Below are 20387 nucleotides of genomic sequence, written 5' to 3'. Positions count from 1 at the left end.
GCGTCAGCGGGGGGCCGCCGCGTAGGCGTCGAGGTTGATTTCGGTGGGCGAGAGCCGGGCGGTGTCCAGCGGCAGGTGGCTGGTCAGCAGCACGCTGCCGCCTCGCGCGGCATGGCCCTCGAGCAACCCGTTCAGGCGGGCGATGCCGTCCACGTCCAGCGCATCGAAGGGCTCGTCCAGCACCCACAGCGAGGGGGCGGGCTCCACCGCCAGCCGCGCGAGCGCGACGCGGCGGCGCTGGCCTTGCGAGAGCGTGCGCACGAAGGCGTTGCGGCGGCTGCCCATGTCCAGCGCGGCGAGCGCCGCATGCGCGGTGGCCAGGTCGCTGGGGCGGCCGTGGATGCGCAGCAGGAATTGCAGCGCCTCGGTGACGGTGAGGTCGTCCTTGAGCGCGTTGTGGTGGCCGATGAAGACCAGGCGCTCGCGGAAGTCCGCCGACTTGCGCACCGGCAGGCCGTCAGCGGTCACGTCGCCATGCTCGGCGCTGGACAGGCCCGCCACCAGCCGCAGCAGGCTGGTCTTGCCGCGTCCGTTGTGGCCCCGCAGCCAGACGATCTGACCCGGCTCAACCCCGAGGTTCAGGTCCTTGAACAGAAGACGCAGCCCCCGACGGCAGGCAAGTGCTTCGGCGTGCAGGCGCGGTGCGGTGGCGGCAGACATGGTCAAGCGGACGGGAGGGCAGGCGAAAAAGCGATTGTCGTTGCAAGTCGCGGGCCGAGACAGGAGGACCGGTCCCCAAGCTTGAGATGAATCGAAAAGCCGCCGAGTGCGCACCCTGGAGGGCGATGATTCAACTCAAATTTTTGGGAATATTTTCCCATCTGTTTTGCGGCCCTCGCGCTCCTGGGCGACACCCTGTCACGAACCCAAACACACTGGCTGTTACAAATGACGCATGTGCTCGCGCCGCAGCACAAAAACCGTCACTTGTGGAGCTGTTACAAGGTGCAAGGCCGGCCCGAACTGCCAAGTATTGACGGGTTTCCGGGCCTGCGAACACCGAACATCGCCGCACCGGCCCGGCACGTGATCTGCGTACTCGTCGGCAGGGGTTTTGCGCATCCGGGGGACAAGAGTGCGCAAAGGGACGACCCCGAGAAGGCTTCCAGACAACCAACAGGGGACTCCAGCAACCATGATCGGCACTGCCCGCGCCACCCGGATCGGCCAACGCGTCTACGGCTCAGGCCGTGCACGCGCCGCTGCATCCCATGCCGCGGGCGAGTGGTTCAGCCGCGAAGAGGCCATCATGGGCACTGCCATCAAGGTCGAGCTGTGGGCGGCTGATCGTGCCGCCGCGAATGCCGCCATCGACGCCGTCATGGCAGAGATGCACCGCATCGACCACGCCATGAGCCCCTTCAAGCCCGAGTCGGAACTGTCGCGCATCAACCGCGACGCGGGGACCAGGGCAGTCCCCGTCTCTGAAGAGATGTTCAGCCTGCTGTCGCGTTCGATCGAGTTCTCCGATCTGTCCGGCGGCGCGTTCGACATCACCTACGCCAGCGTGGGCCACCTGTACGACTACCGCGAAGGCGTGCAGCCCAGCGAGGATGACCTCGCCCTGGCCCGCCAGGCCGTGGGCTACCGGCACCTCTACCTGGACCCGGCCGACCGCAGCGTGCGTTTTCGCCGCGAAGGCATGCGCATCGACCTGGGTGGCTTCGCCAAGGGCCACGTGGTGGACACGAGCACGGCCATCCTCAAGCGCATGGGCGTGCGCCACGCATTCGTGAGCGCCGGTGGCGACAGCCGCGTCATCGGCGACCGGCGCGGCCGGCCCTGGACCATCGGCATCCGCCATCCGCGCCGCGAATCGGAAGTGGTGGCGGTGCTGCCGCTGGAAGACGTGGCCATCTCGACCTCGGGCGACTACGAGCGCTTCTTCGAGAAGGCGGGCGTTCGCCACCATCACCTCATCGATCCGCGCACCGGCCGCTCGCCGTCTGCAGTGCACAGCGTGACCATCCTCGCCGAGGACGGGCTCACCTGCGAGGCGCTGTCCAAGACGGTCTTCGTGCTGGGCGTGGAGCAAGGCATGCAACTCGTGGAATCGCTGCCCGGCGTGGACGCCGTGGTGGTCGATGCCGCAGGACATCTTCACTACTCGACCGGACTGCAGGGCGCGAGCCCGCAAGTCAGGCAATAACCCCAAAGTCGCTCGTTCATTGGAACTCGACAGGAGAGCACACACCATGAAATATCTCGGAGGAATGGGCGCCCTGGCGCTCGCGACCGCCACCACCACCGTGGGCCTCGTCGCCTGCGGCAGCGGCAGCGGAACGGATTCGGCCACCGTCACGGTGCAGGGCGACGTGCCCATCGCCTACGTGATGCGTGCCAACACGATCAGCATGAACCCCACCAACGGCGCGCCCTCGGCGCCCGGCGGCGACCTGTTCATCCGGGAAAAGTCCTCTCCCAGTGCGCCGGAGCACAACATCACCGCCCAGTTCACGCAGGGCAAGGGTGATGCCTCCGACCCCGAGGTGTCCTACGACGGCAAGAAGATCATCTTCTCGATGAAGTGCCCGGCGTCGAACACTTCCACGATCGACGGCGGCCCGGCCTGCACCGGCGCCTGGAACATCTGGGAATACGACATGACGAAGGGCGGCCTCACCGCCGGCACCTTCAAGCGCCTGACCAGCAGCAGCGGTGACGATGACGTCGACCCGGTGTACCTGCCCGGCGGCCGCGGCGTGGTGTTCAGCTCCAACCGCCAGACCAAGTCGCACGTCAATCAGGCGCTGGGACACAGCTACTACGCCCTGGACGAGTACGAGCGCGAGCGCGTGTTCAACCTCCACATGATGGACGTGGACGGCAAGAACATCACCCAGACCTCGTTCAACCAGAGCCACGACCGCAACCCGGTGGTGCGCCCCAACGGCGACATCATGTTCTCGCGCTGGGACCACGTGGGCGGACGCAACCACTTCAAGGTCTTCCGCGCCAAGCCCGACGGCACCGACATGTTCGTGCTGTACGGCGCCCACAGCGAAGGCAACAGCTTCCTGCACCCGCGCGACATGGACCCCAAGGGCAAGTACGCCGGCTTCCTGTCGTCGGACCTGATGCCGCTGTCGCGCACCCATGAAGGCGGTGGCCTGGTGTTCATCGACGCGGCCAACTACTCCGAGCAGAACACCCCGGTCAATCCGAAGGTGGCCTCGGTGGGCGGCCAGAAGCAGATGACCGAGAACGCGCTGAACCTCGGCGGCGGCATCTCCAAGTACGGCCGCATCACCACGCCGTACCCGCTGTGGGACGGCACCGACCGTGTGCTGCTGGCCTACAAGCCTTGCGCGGTGACCAAGGACGGCGTGGAAACCCTGTGCGCCAACCTGCCGCAGGCCGACCTCGACCGCCTGGCCGACGACATGCGCCTGAACACCGAGATCGAAGCCGACTCGGTGAAGGACAACGTCCGCCCCAACTACGCCATCTACATGTTCGACCCGGCCACGCAGCAGATGCGCGTGGTGGCAACGCCGCCGGCGGGTTTCATGTACACCGACCCGGTGGCCATCCAGGAGCGTCCCGAGCCCAACCAGGTGGACCCGACCAACGTCGACCCGACGCTGGCCGCGGCCAACATGGGGCTGCTGGAAGTGCGTTCCGTGTATGACACCGACGGCCTCGGCCGCATGGGCGACAACGTGATCACCGCCGCCGACCTGCCGGCCGGCTGCACGACCGCGATCGCCAAGACCACGCCGACGGATCCGGAAGACACCCGCTCGCAGGTCGCCGACATCTCCAAGATCAAGGACCCGGCCCAGGCTGCCTACGGCTGCGCTCCGGCCCGCTTCATCCGCGTCGTGCGCGCGGTGGCCCCGGTGCAGAGCTCCATGGGCCTGCGCAGCGCCATCGGCGAGACCGACTTCGAGATGCAGCAGATCCTGGGCTACGCGCCCATCGAGCCGGACGGTTCGTTCAAGCTGCAAGTGCCGGCGGACACCCCGATCGCCCTGGCGGTCGTGGATTCCAAGGGCCGCGCCTTCCAGACGCACACCAACTGGATCCAGGTTCGCCCCGGCGAGCGCCGCACCTGCGATGGCTGCCACAGCCCGCGCCGCGGCGGTGCGCTGAACTCCGGCAACGTGGCCAACAGCATTCCGGCCGGTGCCGTCGACAGCCTGAGCACTGCCCACATGGCCGGCGAGACGCAGGCCGGCACCCGCACCCGCCTGAACCCGGCGCTGCTGACCCTGTCGCAAGACATGGTCTACGACGACGTGTGGGCTGACACCACCAAGGGCGGTGTCAAGCGCGCCTCCATCGAGATGCGCTACACCGGCAACAGCACGGGCGACAAGCTGAACACGACGATCCCGACCAACGGTGTCATCAACTACCCCGACCACATCGCCCCGCTGTGGACGGTGGCGCGCGGCGTGGGCGGTGCCGATACCTGCACCAATTGCCACAGTGACCCGCTCAAGCTGAACCTGGCCTCCACCATCACCGGCACCGGACGCATGGCCTCGTACGAGCGCCTGATGGTCGGCGACCCGGTGATCGACCCGGTCACCGGCTTGCCGCAGACGCGCATCGAGGAAGGCGTGCCCGTCATCGTGCGCCAGCCGGCGATGGTGAGCACCATGGCCAGCGAAGGCGATGCGGACGGCCTGTCGCGCCAGAGCCGCCTGGTGGAAATCCTGTGGGGTGAGAACCTCAAGGCCGGCGCGGACACCCGCACCCTGCACCCGAACCCGCCGAACACCGCACCCGACCACTCCAAGCTGCTGAACCTGGCAGAGAAGCGCCTGGTGGCCGAGTGGATCGACCTGGGCGGCAAGTACTACAACGACCCGTTCAACAGCGGTTCCGGCGTGCGCACCATCAACACGCTCAGCCAGACGACCTTCGAGTCGCAGGTGTACCCGATCATCCTGGCCAACTGCGCCACGACCTGCCACCAGGCCATCGGCAGCAACGGCCAGTCCACCGGCACCACCTTCCGCCAGAACCGCTACGTGCTGACGGGCGACGTGGAGGGGGATTTCAACGTCACACTGACGATGATCTCCGACGTATGCTCGCCGGCTTCGAGCTATCTGCTGAAGAAGCCGTCGACCGTGCCGCACCCGGCCGGTGCAACGGGCCAGACGGCAGCAGTGCTGCCGGTGGGAAGCGCGAACTACAACACCATCCTGAACTGGATCCAGTCGGGATGCCACTGAGTTTCGACAACACGAGATGAAGAAGTACAAGACACGACTGACATCTCCCCGCGCCATGGCCGCTCTCTCCGGCCTGGCGCTTGCGACCGGCCTGGCGAGCTGCGGCGGTGGCGGCGGCAGCCCGCTGGGCAACCCGTCCACCATCGAGAACCCGCCGGGCGGCGGCGGCCAGAAGCTGTCGTTCATCTACTACCAGAAGTGCATCAACCCGATCTTCCTGGCGAAGTTGACCAACCCGTCAGGCGCGGTCAACACCTGTTCGGCGTCCGGCTGCCATGACACCGTGACCGGGACCGGCGGCGCATTCCGCCTCGTGCCCGCGGCCACGGCGGTGGACCTCACCAACCCGGCCAACACGCCGGATGTGGTCCGCACGTCCGACATGTACAAGAATTACTACTCGGCCCATGGCGAGGTGGTGAACGGCTCGCCGACCAACAGCAAGCTGCTGGCCAAGCCGCTCTTGATCGGCTCGTTCTTCCATGGCGGCGGGCAGATCTTTTCCGACGCCAATGACCCGAATGTCAAGCTGATTTCCTACTGGATTTCCCACCCCGTGCCGACTGGACAGGACGAGTTCAGCAGCGCGGCCAACGTGATGTTCACCCCGCCGGATGCCGCCACAGGCACCTGCAACACCCAATAACAACGACGGTCCAAAAGCTCTCTCATGAATGTTCGTGCTAGTTGCCTGAAGCTTCTTCTGGCCGGTGCGGCAGCGCTGGGCGCGATGTCTGCTGCACAGGCGGCCGACGACGCGCCCACGACTGAACAGGTCAAGATCACCGACCCCTTCATCGAGCTGCATACCGGCGCCGGCCGCGGCTACCCGGTGTTCCACGTCGCCGCGCGCGACGAGCTGATCACCATCGAGATGCGCCACACCGACTGGTACCGGGTGCGCACCGAGAGCGGCAAGGTCGGCTGGGTGCACCGCAAGCAGCTGGAGACCACGCTCACGACGGCGGGCGGCGCCAAGACCTTCCGCGACGTGCTGGTGGACGACTACCTCAACCGCCGCGTGCAGCTGGGCGCGTCCATCGGCCGCTTCAAGGCCGAGCCCATGCTCAAACTGTGGACGGCCTACCGGCTGACGGACACCATCGGCCTGGAAGGCACGGTGGGCCAGGTGCAGGGCCTGTTCTCGGGCACCAACTTCTGGCACGCCAACCTCACCATCGAGCCGTGGTCCGACAAGCGCCTGTCGCCGTACTTCGCGGTGGGCTTCGGCAAGTTCAAGAACTACCCGAACATCAGCCTGGTGGGCGCCGTCAACACCGACGCGAAGCTGTCCAACGCAGGCATCGGCGTGCGCTACTACCTGACGGACCGCTTCGTCCTGCGCGCCGACTACACGCTGTACACCGCCTTCATCGCCGACACCCGCTCGGGTGAGTACAAGGCCAAGACGGTGGGCTTGTCGTTCTTCTTCTGACGTCCTCCTCCACGCCAACACACCCACAAGAACATGCGCATCCAACACCTCGCCCTCACCGCAGTCCTCGCGTCGCTCCTGGCTCCGGCCGCGTTCGCCCAGTCCACGCCGGCGGACAAGGCGCCCAACGAGCAGGTCATCAACCCCGAGATCGACCGTCGCGACGTGCACATGCCCAAGTTCCCGTCGAACGATTTCGAGATCGGCGCGTTCATCGGCACCTACGCCACGCAGAACTTCGGCACCAGCCTGGTGGGCGGGCTGCGCGCGGGCTACCACATCACCGAGGACATCTTCGTCGAGGGCGTGCTGGCCCAGACCAAGGTGAGCGACGAGGACTTCCGCAACATCCTGCCCTCGGGCATCTTCACGAGCCCCAAGCAGAAGCTGAGCTACTACAACCTGTCGGTGGGCTGGAACGTGCTGCCCGGCGAGGTGTTCATCGGCAGCAAGCGGGCCAAGGCCTCGGCGCTGTACCTCATTGCCGGCGTGGGCAGCACGCGCTTCGTCGAGCAGCGCCGCCAGACCTTCAACGTCGGCATGGGCAACCGCCTGTTCCTCACCGACAAGATGTCGGTCCAGGTCGACCTGCGTGACCACATCTTCTCGCTGGACCTGCTGGGCCAGCGAAAGAACACGCAGAACATTGAATTGAGCGCCGGCTTCTCCTATTTCTTCTGATGCAGCAACCAAGGATGTCCACGATGCTTCACGCCAGGCTTCATCGCGCGTGTCTCACCCTGTCGGCCGTTGCCCTCGCGCTGGGCTGTGCCGTCGCGCAGGCAACACCGGTTGCACCGTCGCAGAAGGCCCCCGACTTCACGCTGCGCACCATGGACGGCAAGAACCTGCGCCTGCAGGAACTGCGCGGCCAGGTGGTGCTGGTGAACTTCTGGGCGACCTGGTGCGGCCCCTGCCGCCAGGAGATGCCCCACCTCAACCGCCTGTACGACAAGTACCGCGCCTCGGGCTTCGTCATGCTGGGCGTGAACATCGACGACGAGCCCGAGAAGGCCATCGGCGTGGCCAACAAGCTGGGCCTGCACTTTCCTGTCCTGCTGGACAACGACAAGAAGGTCAGCAAGCTCTACGACCTCAGCACCATGCCCAGCACGGTCGTGATCGACCGCGACGGCAAGGTCCGCTACGTGCATCGCGGCTACCGCGACGGCTACGAGGACAACTACGACAAGCAGATCCGGGAGCTGGTCAAGGAATGAAGACGCTCAGACTGTCGGCATTCATCGCGCTGGCCGCGCTGCTGATGACCGGTTGCGCCAGCGTGCGCAAGATCGGTGAGATCGAACCCTGGGTGAAGCCGTACGAGCGCGAGCGCCTGGCCGACCCCATCATGAAGTTCTCGCGCGACAGCCTCGCCGAGAAGCACCGCGAGCACGTGCGCGACGTGCGCGAAGGCTCGCGTGGCGCCACCGGCGTGCAAGGAGGCGGCTGTGGCTGCAACTAAGCTCGGCCGCTGGCTGGAATGGTCGGCGCCGCTGCGCCGCACGCTGCGTTCGCGCGAGTCGCTGCGCCGGGTGGCGCTGGTGATCGGCGGCGGACTGCTCGCGGCCCACGGCGCCCGCGCGGTGGACCTGCCCGAGGACAGGGCCGAAGGCCTCTTCCACGTCTACAAGGGCGGCGGCGTCACGGCCACCGGCCCGGCGCTGCTCGTGCGCAAGAGCGTGGCCGACAAGGTGTCGCTCTCGGCCGGCTACTACGTCGACCAGGTGAGCAATGCCTCCATCGACGTGGTGACCACCGCGAGCCCGTACAGCGAGCGCCGCACGTCCTACGACTTCGGCGCCGACTACGCCTACCGCGACACGCTGATGTCGCTGTCGCTGTCGCACAGCAAGGAACCCGACTACACGGCCAACGCCTTCGGCATCGACGTGTCGCAGGAAGTGTTCGGCGGCATGAGCACGGTGAGCATGGGCTTCACGCGCGGGTCCGACACGGTGCTCAAGAAGTATTCGCCGGAGTTCGCCGATGTGGTGACGCACTGGCAGTACCGCTTCGGCCTCACGCAGGTGCTGACGCCCAAGTGGATTGCCGCGGCGAACTTCGAAGCCATCTCCGACGACGGTTTCCTCGGCAGCCCCTACCGTGCGGCCCGCGTGTTCGGTGCCATCGTGCCCGAGCGCAACCCGCGCACGCGTTCCAGCCGCGCCATCAAGTTCCGCGTGAACGGCGACCTCGGCTCGAGCAACGCAATGCATGCCGAGTACCGCTACTTCTGGGACAACTGGGCCATCAAGGCGCACACGCTGGAAGGCGGCTACAGCCGCTACTTCGGCGAGCTGTGGCTGGCCGATGCCTACCTGCGCTACTACAAGCAGAGCAAGGCGCTGTTCTACAGCGACAACGCGCAAAGCGAGACCTTGTACGTCTCGCGCAACCGTCAGCTGGGCACCTTCGACAGCGTGGGACTGGGCGCCAAGCTCAGCTACTTGTGGAAGAAGGTGCCGGGCAAGTACGAGATCAAGGCCAACGGCGCCTGGGAGCTCGTGCAGTACCGCTACAAGGATTTCACCGACCTGAGAACCGGCAGCCTGTACTCGTTCAACGCGAACATCGTGCAGGTCTACCTGTCGGCCACTTACTAGAAACCAGAGAGTCGTTGCAATGTCGAATCGTTTCTTCAGGGTGCTCACCCTGGCAGTGGTGATGGCCTCGGGTTCGGCCTCCTGGGCCGCGGATGCGGCAGCGCCTGCCGCGGCTGCGAGCGCACCGGCTCCAGCCGCCGCGGCCAGCGAGCCACAAGCCGCCGCGCCTGCGCAAGCCGCCTCGGCCGCCGCGCCCGCCAGCCTGGACAACCGCGTGCAGGACGTGAAGTCCGATGTCATCAAACTCAACCGCGACCTGCTGGTGCTGGAAGAGGAACTGCTGTTTCCGGCCAACACGCAGGTGGCGGTGTTCGTGTCCATGGACGTGGGCGTGATGTTCTCGCTGGACTCGGTGCAGGTGAAGCTGGACGACAAGATCGTCACCAACTACCTCTACACACCGCTGGAAGTCACGGCGCTGCACCGCGGCGGCGTGCAGCGCGTGTACCTGGGCAACCTGAAGCAGGGCACACACGAGATCATTGCCTTCTTCACCGGCAAGGGCACGCACGAGCGCGACTACAAGCGCGGTACCACCGTCAAGTTCGACAAGGGCACCGAGCCCAAGTACATCGAGCTGCAGATCAAGGACTCGCAAAAGAAGCTGCAGCCCGAGTTCGAAGTCAAGGTCTGGCAGTAAGCGCCGATGCAATCCAGGTCCATGAAGGGTCACGGGATGAAGCGGCTGGCGAAGGTGTCGATGGTGGCGTTGGCACTCGCCTGCGCCGGCGGCACGCACGCGGCCGACGCGCCCCCGGCACCCCCCAACATCGTGCAGGCGCCGCACTACGGCGACGGCCTTTTCTACTTCTACCAGGACCGCTACTTCAGCTCGATCACCAGCATCATGGTGTCGCAGCATTTCGAGCGCATGTCGCCGCATGACGACGACGCCGAGATCCTGCGCGGCGGGCTGATGCTCTCCTTCGGGCTGCACCGCGAGGCCGGCGAGATCTTCGCGCGGCTCATCGACAAGGGCGTCAAGCCCTCTGTGCGCGACCGCGCGTGGTTCTACCTCGCGAAGATCCGCTACCAGCGCGGCTTCAACGCCGAGGCCGAGGAAGCGGTCAACCGCATCGAAGGCAAGCTGCCGGGCGAACTCGAGGTCGACCGGGTGCTGCTCAAGTCCAACCTGCTGATGGCGCGCGGCGACTACGCCGGCGCCGTGGAAGCGCTCAATGCGATGGCCGCCGCCAAGGAGCCCAGCCGCTACGTGCGCTTCAACATGGGCGTGGCGCTGGTCAAGAGCGGTGACGCCCCGCGAGGCACCACCATGCTCGACGAGCTGGGCAAGGCGCCAGCGGAGAACGAGGAAATCCGCAGCCTGCGCGACAAGGCCAACGTGGCCCTGGGCTTCACCGCCTTGCAGGAGAACCGGCCAGAAGATGCCCGCACCTACCTCGAACGCGTGCGCCTGAACGGCATGCAGTCGAACAAGGCGCTGCTGGGCTTCGGCTGGGCCGCGGCCACGCTGAAGAAGCCCGAGGCCGCGCTCGTGCCCTGGCTGGAACTGGTCAAGCGCGACATCAGCGATTCCGCGGTGCTCGAAGCGCGCATTGCCGTGCCCTATGCCTACGCGCAGCTGGGCGCCTACGGCCAGTCGCTGGACGAGTACAACAACGCCATCACCGCCTTCGCGCAAGAAGACAAGAGCCTGGACGAGAGCATCGGCGCCATCCGCGCGGGCAAGCTCATCAACGGGCTGATGGAGACCAACCCCGGTGTCGAGATGGGCTGGTTCTGGAAGATCGATCGCCTGCCCGACATGCCCCATGCCGGCCACCTCACGCAGGTGCTGGCGCAGCATGAGTTCCAGGAAGCGTTCAAGAACTACCGCGACCTGCGCTTCCTCGCCACCAACCTCGAAGGCTGGCGCGACAACCTCGGCGTGTTCAACGACATGCTGACCAACCGCCGCAATGCCTACAAGGAACGCCTGCCCAAGGTGCTGGAAAGCGCCAAGGACATCGGCATCGACGCGCTGCACAAGCGCCGCGATGCGCTGGCCGAGGAGTTGAAGGACGCCGAGTCCAAGCAGGACGGCGTGGCCTTCGCCGACGAGAAGGAACGAGACCTGATGGAGCGGCTCGACCGCGTCGAGGCGGCGCTCAAGCAAATGGGCACCGAGCCCGAATTCGAGTCCGCGCGCGAGCGCGCCCGCCTGGCCAAGGGCGCCCTGGTGTGGCGCCTGTCGCAGGAGTACCCGGGCCGCGTGTGGTCGGCGCAAAAGGGCATGCGCGACACCAACGCCGGCCTGGAAGAAGCACGCCGCCGCGATGCCGCGCTGCAGCAGGCGCAGAAGGACGAGCCCGCGCGCCACGAGGCGTTTGCCAAGCGGATTGCCGAGCTGGCACAGCGCATCGACGCGCTGATCCCGCGTGTGGCCGCATTGACCAAGGAACAGCAGCAGGTGGTGCAGGAAATCGCCGTGACCGAGCTGACGCACCAGAAGGAGCGCCTGACGGCCTACGTCACGCAGGCGCAATTCGCGGTCGCGCAACTGGTCGACAAGGCCAACCAACAAGGGGCGGACAATGCGAGCAAGCCATAGCCTCGCGCTGATCGCCGCATGCGCACTGGCCGCCTGTTCCACCAGCAAGAAGGTGGCGGGCACGCCCGACAACGAGCCCACGCTGAAGGTGCTGGCCACGCGCACCGTCTCGGTCGACAAGGATCGGGCCTTCGAAGGCAGCGAGGAAAAGGCCATCGCGGCCTACCGCAAGTTCCTGGAGATCGCCCCGCGCGCGCCGCAGCGCAACGAGGCGATGCGCCGCCTGGGCGACCTGGAGATGGACAGCGCGGACAACCGCAGCGCCAGCGGCCAGGGCCCGGCCGTGCCCGATTACAAGGCCGCCGTCGCCCGCTACCAGGACTACCTCAAGACCTACCCGAAGGACCCGGGAAACGACCGCGTGCTGTATCAGCTCGCGCGTGCCCAGGAGCAGACGGGCGAGCTGGAAGTGGCGCTCAAGACGCTGGACCGGCTGGTCACGGAATACCCGAATACCGTCTACCGCGATGAAGCGCACTTCCGCCGTGGCGAGCTGCTGTTCTCGCTGAAGGACTACCCGAAAGCCGAAGTGGCCTATGCCACCGTGCTCAAGAGCGATGCCAACACGCCGTTCCGCGAGCGCGCGCTGTTCATGCAGGGCTGGTCCATGTTCAAGCAGGGCAAGCTGGAGGACGCGCTGCATCCGTTCTTCGGCGTGCTGGACCTGAAGATCGCGAACCGCGACGAAGGTGCGCTCGAGACGCTGCCCGACCTGTCGCGCGCCGACCGCGAGCTGGTGGAAGACACCTTCCGCGTGGTCAGCCTGTCGCTGCAGAACCTGAAGGGCGCGGATTCGATTCCCGCCTACATCACCACCGACGACCGCCGTTCCTACGAGTTCCGCGTCTACCAGCAGCTCGGCGAGCTGTACATGAAGCAGGAGCGGGTGAAGGATGCGGCCGACACCTTCAGCGCCTTCGTCAAGCTGCACCCGTTGCATGCGCAGGCGCCGGTGCTGCAAGCGCGCGTGATCGACATCTACCAGGAGTCCGGCTTCGGCACCCTGGCGCTGGAAGCGAAGAAGAGCTATGTGTCCACCTATGGCGTGGGCAGCGACTTCCGCCGTGCCAACCCGGCCGGCTGGGAGAACGCCCAGCCGCTGGTGAAGACCCACCTGACCGAGCTGGCGCGCTACCACCACGCCACCGCGCAGAAGACCAAGAGTTCGGCCGACTATCAAGAGGCGGTGAAGTGGTATCGCGCCTACATCGCGTCCTTCCCGGAGGATCCGGCGACGGCGAAGAACAACTTCCTGCTGGCCGAGTTGCTGCGCGAAGACAGCAAGTTCGCCGAGGCCGCGGTCGAGTACGAGAAGTCGGCCTACGGCTATCCCAAGCACGACAAGAGTGCCGATGCAGGCTACTCCGCGCTGCTGTCGTACGCGCAGCTGGAGAAGACCGCCCCTGCGGCGCAGTTGCCGGCCCTGCAGAAGACCAGCGTGGAAAGCGCGCTGCGCTTCGGCAAGGAGTTCAGCAGCGATCCGCGCACCGGCCCGGTGCTGACGAATGCATCGGAAAAGCTCTTCAACCTGAAGGAAGGCGACCGCGCCGCCGAAGTGGCCCAGCAGGTGCTGGACCTGCAGCCGCAGGCCACGCCCGCCAACCGCAAGGTGGCGTGGACGGTGATCGCCCACAATTCCTTCGACAAGGCCGACTACCTCAAGGCCGAGAAGGCCTACGGTGAGGTGCTGGCCCTGACGCCCGAGAAGGAAGCGGGCCGCAACGACCTGGTCGAGCGGCTGGCAGCATCGGTCTACAAGCAGGGCGAACAGGCGCGCAAGGACGGCAAGGCCGCCGAGGCGGTGGCGCACTTCAACCGCGTCGCGACCGTCGCGCCGCAGTCGACCGTGCGCGCGACCGCGCAGTACGACGCGGCCGCCGCGCTCATCGGCATGAAGGACTGGGACGGGGCCACCCGCACGCTGGAGGACTTCCGCCAGCGCTACCCCAACCATCCGCTGCAGGCCGACGTGAGCAACAAGCTCGCGGTGGCCTACCTGGAGAAGAAGAGCTGGGGCCAGGCCGCGGGCGAGTTCGAGCGCATGGCCGCCACGAGCAAGGACCCGAAAGTCGCCCGCGAATCGCTGTGGCAGGCGGCCGAGCTGCATGAGAAGGCCGGCGCCCGTGCCGCGGCCACCAAGGCCTACACGCTGTACCTCAAGCAGAACCCCGAGCCGCTGGAGCTGTCGCTGGAAGCCCGCTACCGCCTGGCGCGCGTGGCCAAGGAAGACGGCAATCCGCAGCGCGAGTTCGCGCTGATGAAGGAGATCTACGACATCGACCGCAACGCCGGCAATGCCCGCACCAACCGCACCCGCTACCTGGGCGCAATGGGCGCGCTGGCCATGGCCGAGCCGGTGTACGAGTCGTACAAGAAGGTCGCGCTGGTCGAGCCGCTGGCCAAGAACCTCAAGCTGAAGAAGGCCAAGATGGAAGAGGTGCTCAAGGCCTACGCGGTGGCGTCGGACTACGGCGTGGCCGAGGCGGTCACCGCATCCACCTACAAGACGGCGGCGCTTTACCAGGACTTCGGCAAGTCCATGATGAGTTCGCAGCGGCCCAAGAAGCTGTCCAAGCTGGAGCTGGAGCAGTACAACGTGCTCCTGGAAGAACAGGCGTTCCCCTTCGAGGAAAAGGCGATGGAGCTGCACGAGCTGAACGTGCGCCGTACGGCCGAGGGTGTCTACGACCAATGGGTGAAGAACAGCTTCACGGCGCTCAAGGAACTGCGCCCCGCACGCTACGGCAAGCCCGAACGCAGCGAAGGAGTGATCGATGCGATCCGCTGACCTGATGCAGCGCCTGAGTGCCGTCGCGCTCTGCCTCGCGATGGCCGGCTGTGCCTCGGTGACGGACCCGCTGAAGGCCGCAGCCAGCAGCGTGACCGATGCGGTGAAGGGCGTGATGGCGCCGTCGCCCTCGGCCAGTGCACCTGCGACGTCGGCAGCCGCTGCCCCGGCCAAGGCCGGCTCGGCACCCGTCGCCGCGGCCAAGCCGCTGGAACCCGAAGCGCCGGTCGACCCGTTCGTTCAGCGCACCTACGACGAAGCCCGCCGCGCGCTGCGCTCGGGCCGCATGGACGACGCCGAGCGGCAGTTCAAGGCCATCTCGGCGGCGCATCCCGACTTCGGAGGCCCTTACGCCAACCTCGGCGTGATCCATCGCCAGGCCGGCAAGCTGCCCGAGGCGGTGACCGATTTCGAGAAGGCGACCACGCTCAATCCCAGGCAGCCCGTGTACTTCAACCAGCTGGGCGTGACATACCGCATGAACGGCCAGTTCACGAAGGCGCGCGAAGCCTACGAGAAGGCCATCGAGCTCGATGCGAACTACGCGCAGGCGGTGCTCAACCTCGCCATCCTGAATGACATTTATTTGTGGAACGGCCCGCGTGCGCTGGAGCTGTACGACAGATATCTCGCGCTCACGCCAGGAGGTGACGCTGTCGTAACCAAATGGATCGCGGATCTGAAGAATCGCAAGCAAGCGCCGAACAATGCGGCGAAGAAGGAGAAGGCATGAAACATGCGTCACTGCAATTGCTGATCGCGGCCTGTACGGCGTTGTTGGCCGGCGCGGCCTTCGCCGAGGACAAGGTCGAGGTGGACAGCACCAAGATCATCGGCAACCGCGAGTTGCCCAAGGTCCTGTACATCGTGCCCTGGAAGAAGCCCGCGCCGGGCGACCTCTCGGGCCGGCCCCTGGTGAGCGTGCTCGACGAAGCCTTGGCGCCCGTCGATCGTGACGTATTCCGCAGGCAGGTGAAGTACGACGCGCTGGCCTTCCCGCGCGATGCTGAACCTGCGACCGCTGCTAAGGCAGCGGCGACACCGGCAGCACCAGCGCCGGCTGCAAAGTGAGTTTTGGATTTGTTTTGACGTCAGTGGTTTGAAACCTGCAATCGAGCAAAAAAGTTGGTAACGGAGATTTGACATGAATGCGTTCAACACGGCAGTGAAGTTCTTCCAGGATTGCGGGCTGTTCATCTACCCCAGCCTGCTCATCATGGCCCTGGGCCTGGCGATCGCCATCGAGCGCTTCCTGATCCTCAACCGCGCGCGCTCGGACAACCGCAAGGTGTGGGCGCAGATCCTGCCCATGCTGCAGCAAGGCCAGTTCCGCGAAGTGCTGAACCTCACCTCCAAGAGCGACGCGGCCATCGGCAAGATCGTGAACAACGGCCTGGTGCGCATGCAAAGCCCCGGCCGCCGCGAAGACCTCGACGCCGCGATGGAAGAGGGCATGATGGAAATCGTGCCGCGCCTGGAAAAGCGCACCCACTACATCGCCACCTTCGCCAACGTGATCACGCTGGTGGGCCTGCTCGGTACCATCATCGGCCTGATCAAGGGCTTCACCGCGGTGGCCCAGGTGAACCCGGCTGAAAAGGCGGAAATGCTGTCGGCCTCGATCTCGATCGCGATGAACAACACCGCCTTCGCGCTGATGGTCGCGATTCCCTTCCTGCTGGTGCATTCGTTCCTGCAGTCCAAGACCAGCGAGATCGTGGACGGCCTGGAGGCCGCCAAGATCAGCTTCCTCAACCTGGTGCAGCGCATCAAGGCCGAGCAAGGCAAGTAAGCAGCACGCAGGAGATTCATCATGCGTGTCCGACGCCTGCGAAAGCATGCGGCCCACCTGGAGATCACCGCGTTCATCAACCTGATCGTGGTGCTCGTCCCGTTCCTCTTGTCCACAGCGGTGTTCACGCGGCTTGCCGTGATCGACCTGTCGCTGCCGGCACAGAGCTCGGGCGGGGTGGAGCAGCTCAAGGAGAACGACCTCAAGCTCGAGGTGGTTCTCCGTCCTGATGCCATCGAGGTGGGGGACCGCATCGGCGGCCTCATCCAGCGCATTCCCAACACCGCCAAGGGCTATGACCTCGCGACGCTGTCGCTGACGATGTACCAGATCAAGGCCAAGTTCCCCGACAAGCTGGAAGCCACCTTGCTCGCGCAGCCCAACACCCCGTACGACACGCTCGTGCAGGTGATGGACACCATGCGCATGACCAAGACCTGGAACGGCTCGAAGGCGACGGTGACCGACCTGTTCCCCGCCATCTCGATCGGCGATGCGCCGATTGCGAAGAAGTGAGGCCACCATGCCGATGACCCCACTTCAAAAGCGCGCCGAACGGCGCAGCCGCAACCAGACGATGGTGGACATGAACCTGGTGTCCCTCATCGACGTGTTCACCATCCTCATCTTCTTCCTGCTGTCCAGCGCCAGCGGCGTCGAACTGCTGCCCAGCCCCAAGGCGGTGAAGCTGCCCGACTCCATCGCCGAGAAGCAGCCCAAGGAGACGGTGATCGTCGTGGTGAGCGCGCAGGAGATCATCGTCGACGGCCGCAAGGTCGCCGACGTGGCCGCTGTCATCAACCAGCCGGGCGATCTCATCGAGCCGTTGAAGGCCGAGCTCGACATCCAGGCCAACCGCCAGGTGATCCGCAAGGAGAACGAGGCGGTGAGCAAGAACGTCACCATCATGGGTGACAAGGAGATTCCCTACAGCCTGCTGCGCAAGATCATGGTGACTTGTGCCCAGGCGAACTTCAGCGACGTCTCGTTCGCGGTTCGCCGGAAGGACGCATGATGAGCACGCTCGCTGTGTCATTCCGCGACAACGTCCTGCCGTGGTCCATCGCCACGGCGGACGAAGAGCGCTACAAGCGCGTGCTTCGCACGGTGCTGGCCATCGTCATCCTGTTCGGCCTGCTGTTCCGATTCCTGAACGTGCCGCCGCCCGACCGGGCCAAGCCGGCGGAGCTGCCCCCGCGCATCGCCAAGCTGGTGCTGGAGAACAAGCCCGTGCCTCCGCCGCCGCCGCCGAAGAAGGAAGCGCCGATCAAGGAAGAGCGCGTGGTCAAGGAGGGCGTCAAGCCCGAGCCGCCCAGGGACAAGACGCCGCCCAAGAAGGCCGAGCGTGTGCCCGAGGCCCGCGTGCCGGTGCCCAACAAGCCGCCGGGTGAGGCGCTGGAGAACGCCCGCAAGAAGGCCTCGGGTGTTGGCCTGTTCGCGGACAACTCCACCTCGGTGTCGGTGCAGGTGCCCACGGCGGTCCAGCTCAACCAGAACATCAAGCCGGGGCCGGGCGTCGGTACCGGCACGGGGGTGGGCGTGGGCGCGGGCAACGAACCCGGCTTGCCCGATCGTGCACTGATCACCTCCAAGGCCCAGGGCGGCAGCGGGGGCATCAACACCGCGGCCTACAGCCGCAACACCGGTGGCGGCGGCCTGGCAGGCCGCGGCACGACGCTGGTCGAAGGCGTGGCCGGTGGTGGTGGTGGTGGCGGATTTGGCGGCGGCGGTTCGCGCGGCGGCAATGGCGACGGCGTGGGCGGTGGCGGCGGCACCAAGGCCGGCGGCACGATGCAGCGCGGCAATTCCGGCAAGGCCTCGCGCTCGCTGGAAGATATCCGTCTCGTCATGGAGCGCAACAAGGGCGCGCTGTTCGCGATCTACCAGCGTGCGCTGCGCGACGACCCGGCGCTGCAGGGCAAGATGGTGATCAGCCTGAAGATCGCGCCCTCGGGCCAGCTCGTGGACTGCCACCTCATCTCCAGCGAGCTGAAGTCGCCGGAGCTGGAGGGCAAGGTGATCGCCCGCATCAAGGCGCTGGACTTCGGCGCCAAGGACGTGGACGTCACCACCGTGTCCTGGCCGCTGGACTTCTTCCCGTCGTAGGGTCTTCGCATTGACCCGACAAGACAAGAGGGCCTTCGGGCCCTCTTGTCTTTGGCACGCTGCATGACGGCTTGATGAATACCCTGTCCCACTGATTCAGGGGGGTGGGTGGGGGCGGTGCTCAGGCCTAGACTCGGCGAATTCCAACGAGGAGATCCGCTCATGAAGATGCATGTCCTTGCCTTCGCCGCGGCACTTTGCGCAGGCGCCGCCCAGGCAGCCCCGATCGACTGGAACACCTGGTCCTCCACCAGCGCCGGCACCATCACCACGACGGGCGGCCCCATCGGCGTCACGTACTCTGGTCCGGCACTCAACGTCTACAACCCCTATCCCAGCTACACCCCCACGCCCACCTTTGCCGACGGCGTGGTCGTCAACAACGCGCCGACCGCCAGCAACGGCATCCTGCAGATCACCGGCGGCGACAGCAGCGTGCAGACGCTGACCTTCTCGCAGGCCGTGGTCGACCCGGTCATGGCCATCTGGAGCCTGGGGCAGGGCGGCATCAACGCCAGCTTCCACTTCCTCGGCTCAGCGGTGCCCACCTTCGTGAGCGGCGGCCCGAGCGCTGAGTATGGCGGCACGCCCATCATCGTGTCGGGGCAGGACGTCTTCGGCCGCGAGGGCAACGGCACGGTGCAGTTCAAGGGCACCTTCACCAGCATCTCCTGGACGAACCCGGTCTACGAGTACTGGTACGGCTTCGACGTGGGCGTGGCCGGCGTCGCCACCACCGTGCCGGAACCCGAGACCTATGCGCTGATGCTGGCCGGCCTGGCAGCCGTCGGTTTCGTCGCCCGCCGCCGTCGAAGCTGACGACGCACGGCCACGCGCATCAAGGGGCCTTCGGGCCCCTGAGTTTTTTGAGCCCCCCAGTCGCTCCGCTCCTGCCCCCAAGGGGCGCCTCCCTGCGGACCGGCAAAGCCGGTTCCGCGGGCGTCACTTGATCCTTTTCGCATCTTGAACTTGACGATGACTCACCACTCCCCCGAAGCCGTCATCCAGCGCCAGCTCGATGCCTACAACGCCCACGACCTCGACGCCTGGCTGGCCACCTACGCGCCCGATGCGCAGCAATTCGAGCTGCCCGGCAAGCTGCTCGCCAGCGGCCACGCGCAGATGCGCGCGCGGATGGTCGAGCGCTTCACCGAGCCCGACCTGCATGCGCGACTCGTGCAGCGCCTGGTGATGGGGCACATCGTGGTGGACCAGGAGGTGGTCACGCGCAATTTTCCAGAGGGCCGTGGCCACGTGCCCCTCATGTGCGTCTACGAGGTGCGCGACGGGCTGATCCGCCACGCCTCCTTCGCCTTCGGCGAGAAGGTGCCCGGCTGAGCCGCACAAGCCATGCGACGCATCGGCCTCATCTCCGACACGCACGGCCTGCTGCGCCCGGAGGCGGTGCGTGCCCTGCACGGCTGCGACTTCATCGTTCATGCCGGCGACATCGTCGGGGCCCGCATCCTGGACGACCTGTCGCTGCTGGCGCCGGTGACCGCGGTGCGCGGCAACAACGACAAGGGCGACTGGGCCAGGGCACTGCCCGAGACCGGGATGCTGCGTGTGGAGGATGTCTCGATCTACGTCATCCACGACCTGCACGACCTGGACATCGACCCGCAATCCGCAGGCGTGCAGGTGGTGGTGTCGGGACATTCGCACACCCCGGTGATCGACCGGCGCGGCGAGGTGCTGTTCGTCAATCCCGGCAGTGCCGGACCGCGCCGTTTCCGGCTGCCGATCACGCTGGCGGAACTGGTGGTGGACGGGGCGTCGGTGCAGGCGCGCATCCTTGCGCTGGAGCCCGCTCCAACGCCTTGAAGCGGTGCGCCGGGTAACGGTTCGTTCTGGCCACGTGCGAACTGCGCGACTTCGAGAAATAGGTCCCGCGCAATCGTCCACTTTGACGCTTTGCCC

General features: G+C 66.2%; 21 protein-coding genes. 20 read left to right on the top strand and 1 reads right to left on the bottom strand.

What is annotated here, in order from left to right; genetic code table 11:
* Window positions 1-3: 3 nt before the first annotated feature.
* Window positions 4-660, bottom strand: a complete 657-nt coding sequence (ccmA, locus tag DZC73_RS11065) for a cytochrome c biogenesis heme-transporting ATPase CcmA (RefSeq protein ID WP_124540263.1) — start codon at window positions 658-660, stop codon at window positions 4-6.
* A gap of 475 nt (window positions 661-1135) precedes the next feature.
* On the opposite strand from ccmA, the gene DZC73_RS11060 reads away from it, so the two are divergent.
* The 20 genes from DZC73_RS11060 (at window position 1136) to DZC73_RS10965 (ending at window position 20291) form a co-directional block, all read left to right on the top strand.
* Window positions 1136-2149: an FAD:protein FMN transferase gene (locus DZC73_RS11060; protein ID WP_124540262.1), complete on the top strand. Its 1014-nt coding sequence runs from the start codon at window positions 1136-1138 to the stop codon at window positions 2147-2149.
* Between the two features lie 46 nt (window positions 2150-2195).
* Window positions 2196-5189 (top strand): HzsA-related protein, encoded by a 2994-nt coding sequence (locus DZC73_RS11055; protein ID WP_124540261.1) that lies wholly within the window; start codon window positions 2196-2198, stop codon window positions 5187-5189.
* Between the two features lie 16 nt (window positions 5190-5205).
* Window positions 5206-5835, top strand: coding sequence for a hypothetical protein (locus DZC73_RS11050; RefSeq protein WP_124540260.1), 630 nt, complete (start codon window positions 5206-5208; stop codon window positions 5833-5835).
* 24 nt (window positions 5836-5859) lie between these two features.
* Entirely contained in the window at window positions 5860-6624 is a 765-nt protein-coding gene (locus DZC73_RS11045; protein WP_124540259.1) for an outer membrane beta-barrel protein, read from the top strand.
* A gap of 33 nt (window positions 6625-6657) precedes the next feature.
* A complete protein-coding gene (locus DZC73_RS11040) occupies window positions 6658-7305 on the top strand; it encodes an outer membrane beta-barrel domain-containing protein (protein WP_124540258.1) in 648 nt (215 codons plus the stop codon).
* Between the two features lie 14 nt (window positions 7306-7319).
* Complete coding sequence (locus tag DZC73_RS11035) at window positions 7320-7844, top strand: peroxiredoxin family protein (protein WP_235835076.1); 525 nt, start codon at window positions 7320-7322, stop codon at window positions 7842-7844.
* Entirely contained in the window at window positions 7841-8089 is a 249-nt protein-coding gene (locus DZC73_RS11030; protein WP_124540257.1) for a DUF4266 domain-containing protein, read from the top strand. Before DZC73_RS11035 ends, DZC73_RS11030 begins: the two co-directional genes overlap by 4 nt.
* Complete coding sequence (locus DZC73_RS11025) at window positions 8076-9230, top strand: DUF3570 domain-containing protein (protein ID WP_235835075.1); 1155 nt, start codon at window positions 8076-8078, stop codon at window positions 9228-9230. The genes DZC73_RS11030 and DZC73_RS11025 overlap by 14 nt, the downstream gene beginning before the upstream one ends.
* Before the next feature lie 19 nt (window positions 9231-9249).
* Window positions 9250-9870 (top strand): AraC family transcriptional regulator, encoded by a 621-nt coding sequence (locus tag DZC73_RS11020; RefSeq protein WP_124540256.1) that lies wholly within the window; start codon window positions 9250-9252, stop codon window positions 9868-9870.
* Between the two features lie 36 nt (window positions 9871-9906).
* Window positions 9907-11781, top strand: a complete 1875-nt coding sequence (locus DZC73_RS11015; protein WP_235835074.1) for a tetratricopeptide repeat protein — start codon at window positions 9907-9909, stop codon at window positions 11779-11781.
* Entirely contained in the window at window positions 11765-14569 is a 2805-nt protein-coding gene (locus DZC73_RS30460; RefSeq protein WP_124540254.1) for a tetratricopeptide repeat protein, read from the top strand. The genes DZC73_RS11015 and DZC73_RS30460 overlap by 17 nt, the downstream gene beginning before the upstream one ends.
* Window positions 14556-15302: a tetratricopeptide repeat protein gene (locus tag DZC73_RS11005; RefSeq protein ID WP_124540253.1), complete on the top strand. Its 747-nt coding sequence runs from the start codon at window positions 14556-14558 to the stop codon at window positions 15300-15302. Before DZC73_RS30460 ends, DZC73_RS11005 begins: the two co-directional genes overlap by 14 nt.
* Window positions 15299-15640: a hypothetical protein gene (locus tag DZC73_RS11000; protein WP_198414822.1), complete on the top strand. Its 342-nt coding sequence runs from the start codon at window positions 15299-15301 to the stop codon at window positions 15638-15640. Before DZC73_RS11005 ends, DZC73_RS11000 begins: the two co-directional genes overlap by 4 nt.
* Before the next feature lie 73 nt (window positions 15641-15713).
* The gene (locus DZC73_RS10995; protein WP_124540252.1) at window positions 15714-16361 is read left to right on the top strand and encodes a MotA/TolQ/ExbB proton channel family protein; all 648 of its coding nucleotides are present in this window, start codon (window positions 15714-15716) and stop codon (window positions 16359-16361) included.
* A 21-nt stretch (window positions 16362-16382) separates the two neighbouring features.
* Complete coding sequence (locus DZC73_RS10990) at window positions 16383-16877, top strand: ExbD/TolR family protein (protein ID WP_124540251.1); 495 nt, start codon at window positions 16383-16385, stop codon at window positions 16875-16877.
* Window positions 16878-16890: 13 nt separating this feature from the next.
* Complete coding sequence (locus DZC73_RS10985) at window positions 16891-17376, top strand: ExbD/TolR family protein (protein WP_235835073.1); 486 nt, start codon at window positions 16891-16893, stop codon at window positions 17374-17376.
* Window positions 17376-18467 carry an AgmX/PglI C-terminal domain-containing protein gene (locus DZC73_RS29560; protein WP_133309064.1) on the top strand — a complete coding sequence of 364 codons (1092 nt, stop codon included), beginning with the start codon at window positions 17376-17378 and terminating at the stop codon, window positions 18465-18467. The genes DZC73_RS10985 and DZC73_RS29560 overlap by 1 nt, the downstream gene beginning before the upstream one ends.
* A 162-nt stretch (window positions 18468-18629) precedes the next feature.
* Entirely contained in the window at window positions 18630-19286 is a 657-nt protein-coding gene (locus DZC73_RS10975) for a PEP-CTERM sorting domain-containing protein (protein ID WP_124540249.1), read from the top strand.
* Window positions 19287-19442: 156 nt separating this feature from the next.
* Complete coding sequence (locus DZC73_RS10970) at window positions 19443-19805, top strand: nuclear transport factor 2 family protein (RefSeq protein WP_124540248.1); 363 nt, start codon at window positions 19443-19445, stop codon at window positions 19803-19805.
* Window positions 19806-19817: 12 nt separating this feature from the next.
* On the top strand, window positions 19818-20291 hold the full coding sequence (locus DZC73_RS10965) for a metallophosphoesterase family protein (RefSeq protein WP_124540247.1): 474 nt from the start codon (window positions 19818-19820) through the stop codon (window positions 20289-20291).
* Window positions 20292-20387 lie beyond the last annotated feature (96 nt).

Origin of the sequence: Rhizobacter terrae, assembly GCF_003852895.1 — a bacterium.
GTDB classification, from domain to species: domain Bacteria; phylum Pseudomonadota; class Gammaproteobacteria; order Burkholderiales; family Burkholderiaceae_C; genus Albitalea; species Albitalea terrae.
The sequence above is the reverse complement of the archived record's forward strand: the minus strand, read 5'-3'. Positions and strand labels throughout refer to the sequence as shown.

Excerpts from the sequence above, each read along its gene's own strand:
- DZC73_RS11020 (WP_124540256.1), top strand. The coding sequence starts at position 9,250 with ATGTCGAATCGTTTCTTCAGGGTGCTCACCCTGGCAGTGGTGATGGCC.
- DZC73_RS11005 (WP_124540253.1), top strand. The coding sequence starts at position 14,556 with ATGCGATCCGCTGACCTGATGCAGCGCCTGAGTGCCGTCGCGCTCTGC.
- DZC73_RS11045 (WP_124540259.1), top strand. The coding sequence starts at position 5,860 with ATGAATGTTCGTGCTAGTTGCCTGAAGCTTCTTCTGGCCGGTGCGGCA.
- DZC73_RS10985 (WP_235835073.1), top strand. The coding sequence starts at position 16,891 with ATGACCCCACTTCAAAAGCGCGCCGAACGGCGCAGCCGCAACCAGACG.
- DZC73_RS11040 (WP_124540258.1), top strand. The coding sequence starts at position 6,658 with ATGCGCATCCAACACCTCGCCCTCACCGCAGTCCTCGCGTCGCTCCTG.
- DZC73_RS10990 (WP_124540251.1), top strand. The coding sequence starts at position 16,383 with ATGCGTGTCCGACGCCTGCGAAAGCATGCGGCCCACCTGGAGATCACC.
- DZC73_RS10970 (WP_124540248.1), top strand. The coding sequence starts at position 19,443 with ATGACTCACCACTCCCCCGAAGCCGTCATCCAGCGCCAGCTCGATGCC.
- DZC73_RS11050 (WP_124540260.1), top strand. The coding sequence starts at position 5,206 with ATGAAGAAGTACAAGACACGACTGACATCTCCCCGCGCCATGGCCGCT.
- DZC73_RS11015 (WP_235835074.1), top strand. The coding sequence starts at position 9,907 with ATGAAGCGGCTGGCGAAGGTGTCGATGGTGGCGTTGGCACTCGCCTGC.
- DZC73_RS11030 (WP_124540257.1), top strand. The coding sequence starts at position 7,841 with ATGAAGACGCTCAGACTGTCGGCATTCATCGCGCTGGCCGCGCTGCTG.
- DZC73_RS10995 (WP_124540252.1), top strand. The coding sequence starts at position 15,714 with ATGAATGCGTTCAACACGGCAGTGAAGTTCTTCCAGGATTGCGGGCTG.
- DZC73_RS11035 (WP_235835076.1), top strand. The coding sequence starts at position 7,320 with ATGTCCACGATGCTTCACGCCAGGCTTCATCGCGCGTGTCTCACCCTG.
- DZC73_RS10965 (WP_124540247.1), top strand. The coding sequence starts at position 19,818 with ATGCGACGCATCGGCCTCATCTCCGACACGCACGGCCTGCTGCGCCCG.
- DZC73_RS10975 (WP_124540249.1), top strand. The coding sequence starts at position 18,630 with ATGAAGATGCATGTCCTTGCCTTCGCCGCGGCACTTTGCGCAGGCGCC.
- ccmA (WP_124540263.1), bottom strand. The coding sequence starts at position 660 with ATGTCTGCCGCCACCGCACCGCGCCTGCACGCCGAAGCACTTGCCTGC.
- DZC73_RS11000 (WP_198414822.1), top strand. The coding sequence starts at position 15,299 with ATGAAACATGCGTCACTGCAATTGCTGATCGCGGCCTGTACGGCGTTG.
- DZC73_RS29560 (WP_133309064.1), top strand. The coding sequence starts at position 17,376 with ATGAGCACGCTCGCTGTGTCATTCCGCGACAACGTCCTGCCGTGGTCC.
- DZC73_RS11060 (WP_124540262.1), top strand. The coding sequence starts at position 1,136 with ATGATCGGCACTGCCCGCGCCACCCGGATCGGCCAACGCGTCTACGGC.
- DZC73_RS30460 (WP_124540254.1), top strand. The coding sequence starts at position 11,765 with ATGCGAGCAAGCCATAGCCTCGCGCTGATCGCCGCATGCGCACTGGCC.
- DZC73_RS11055 (WP_124540261.1), top strand. The coding sequence starts at position 2,196 with ATGAAATATCTCGGAGGAATGGGCGCCCTGGCGCTCGCGACCGCCACC.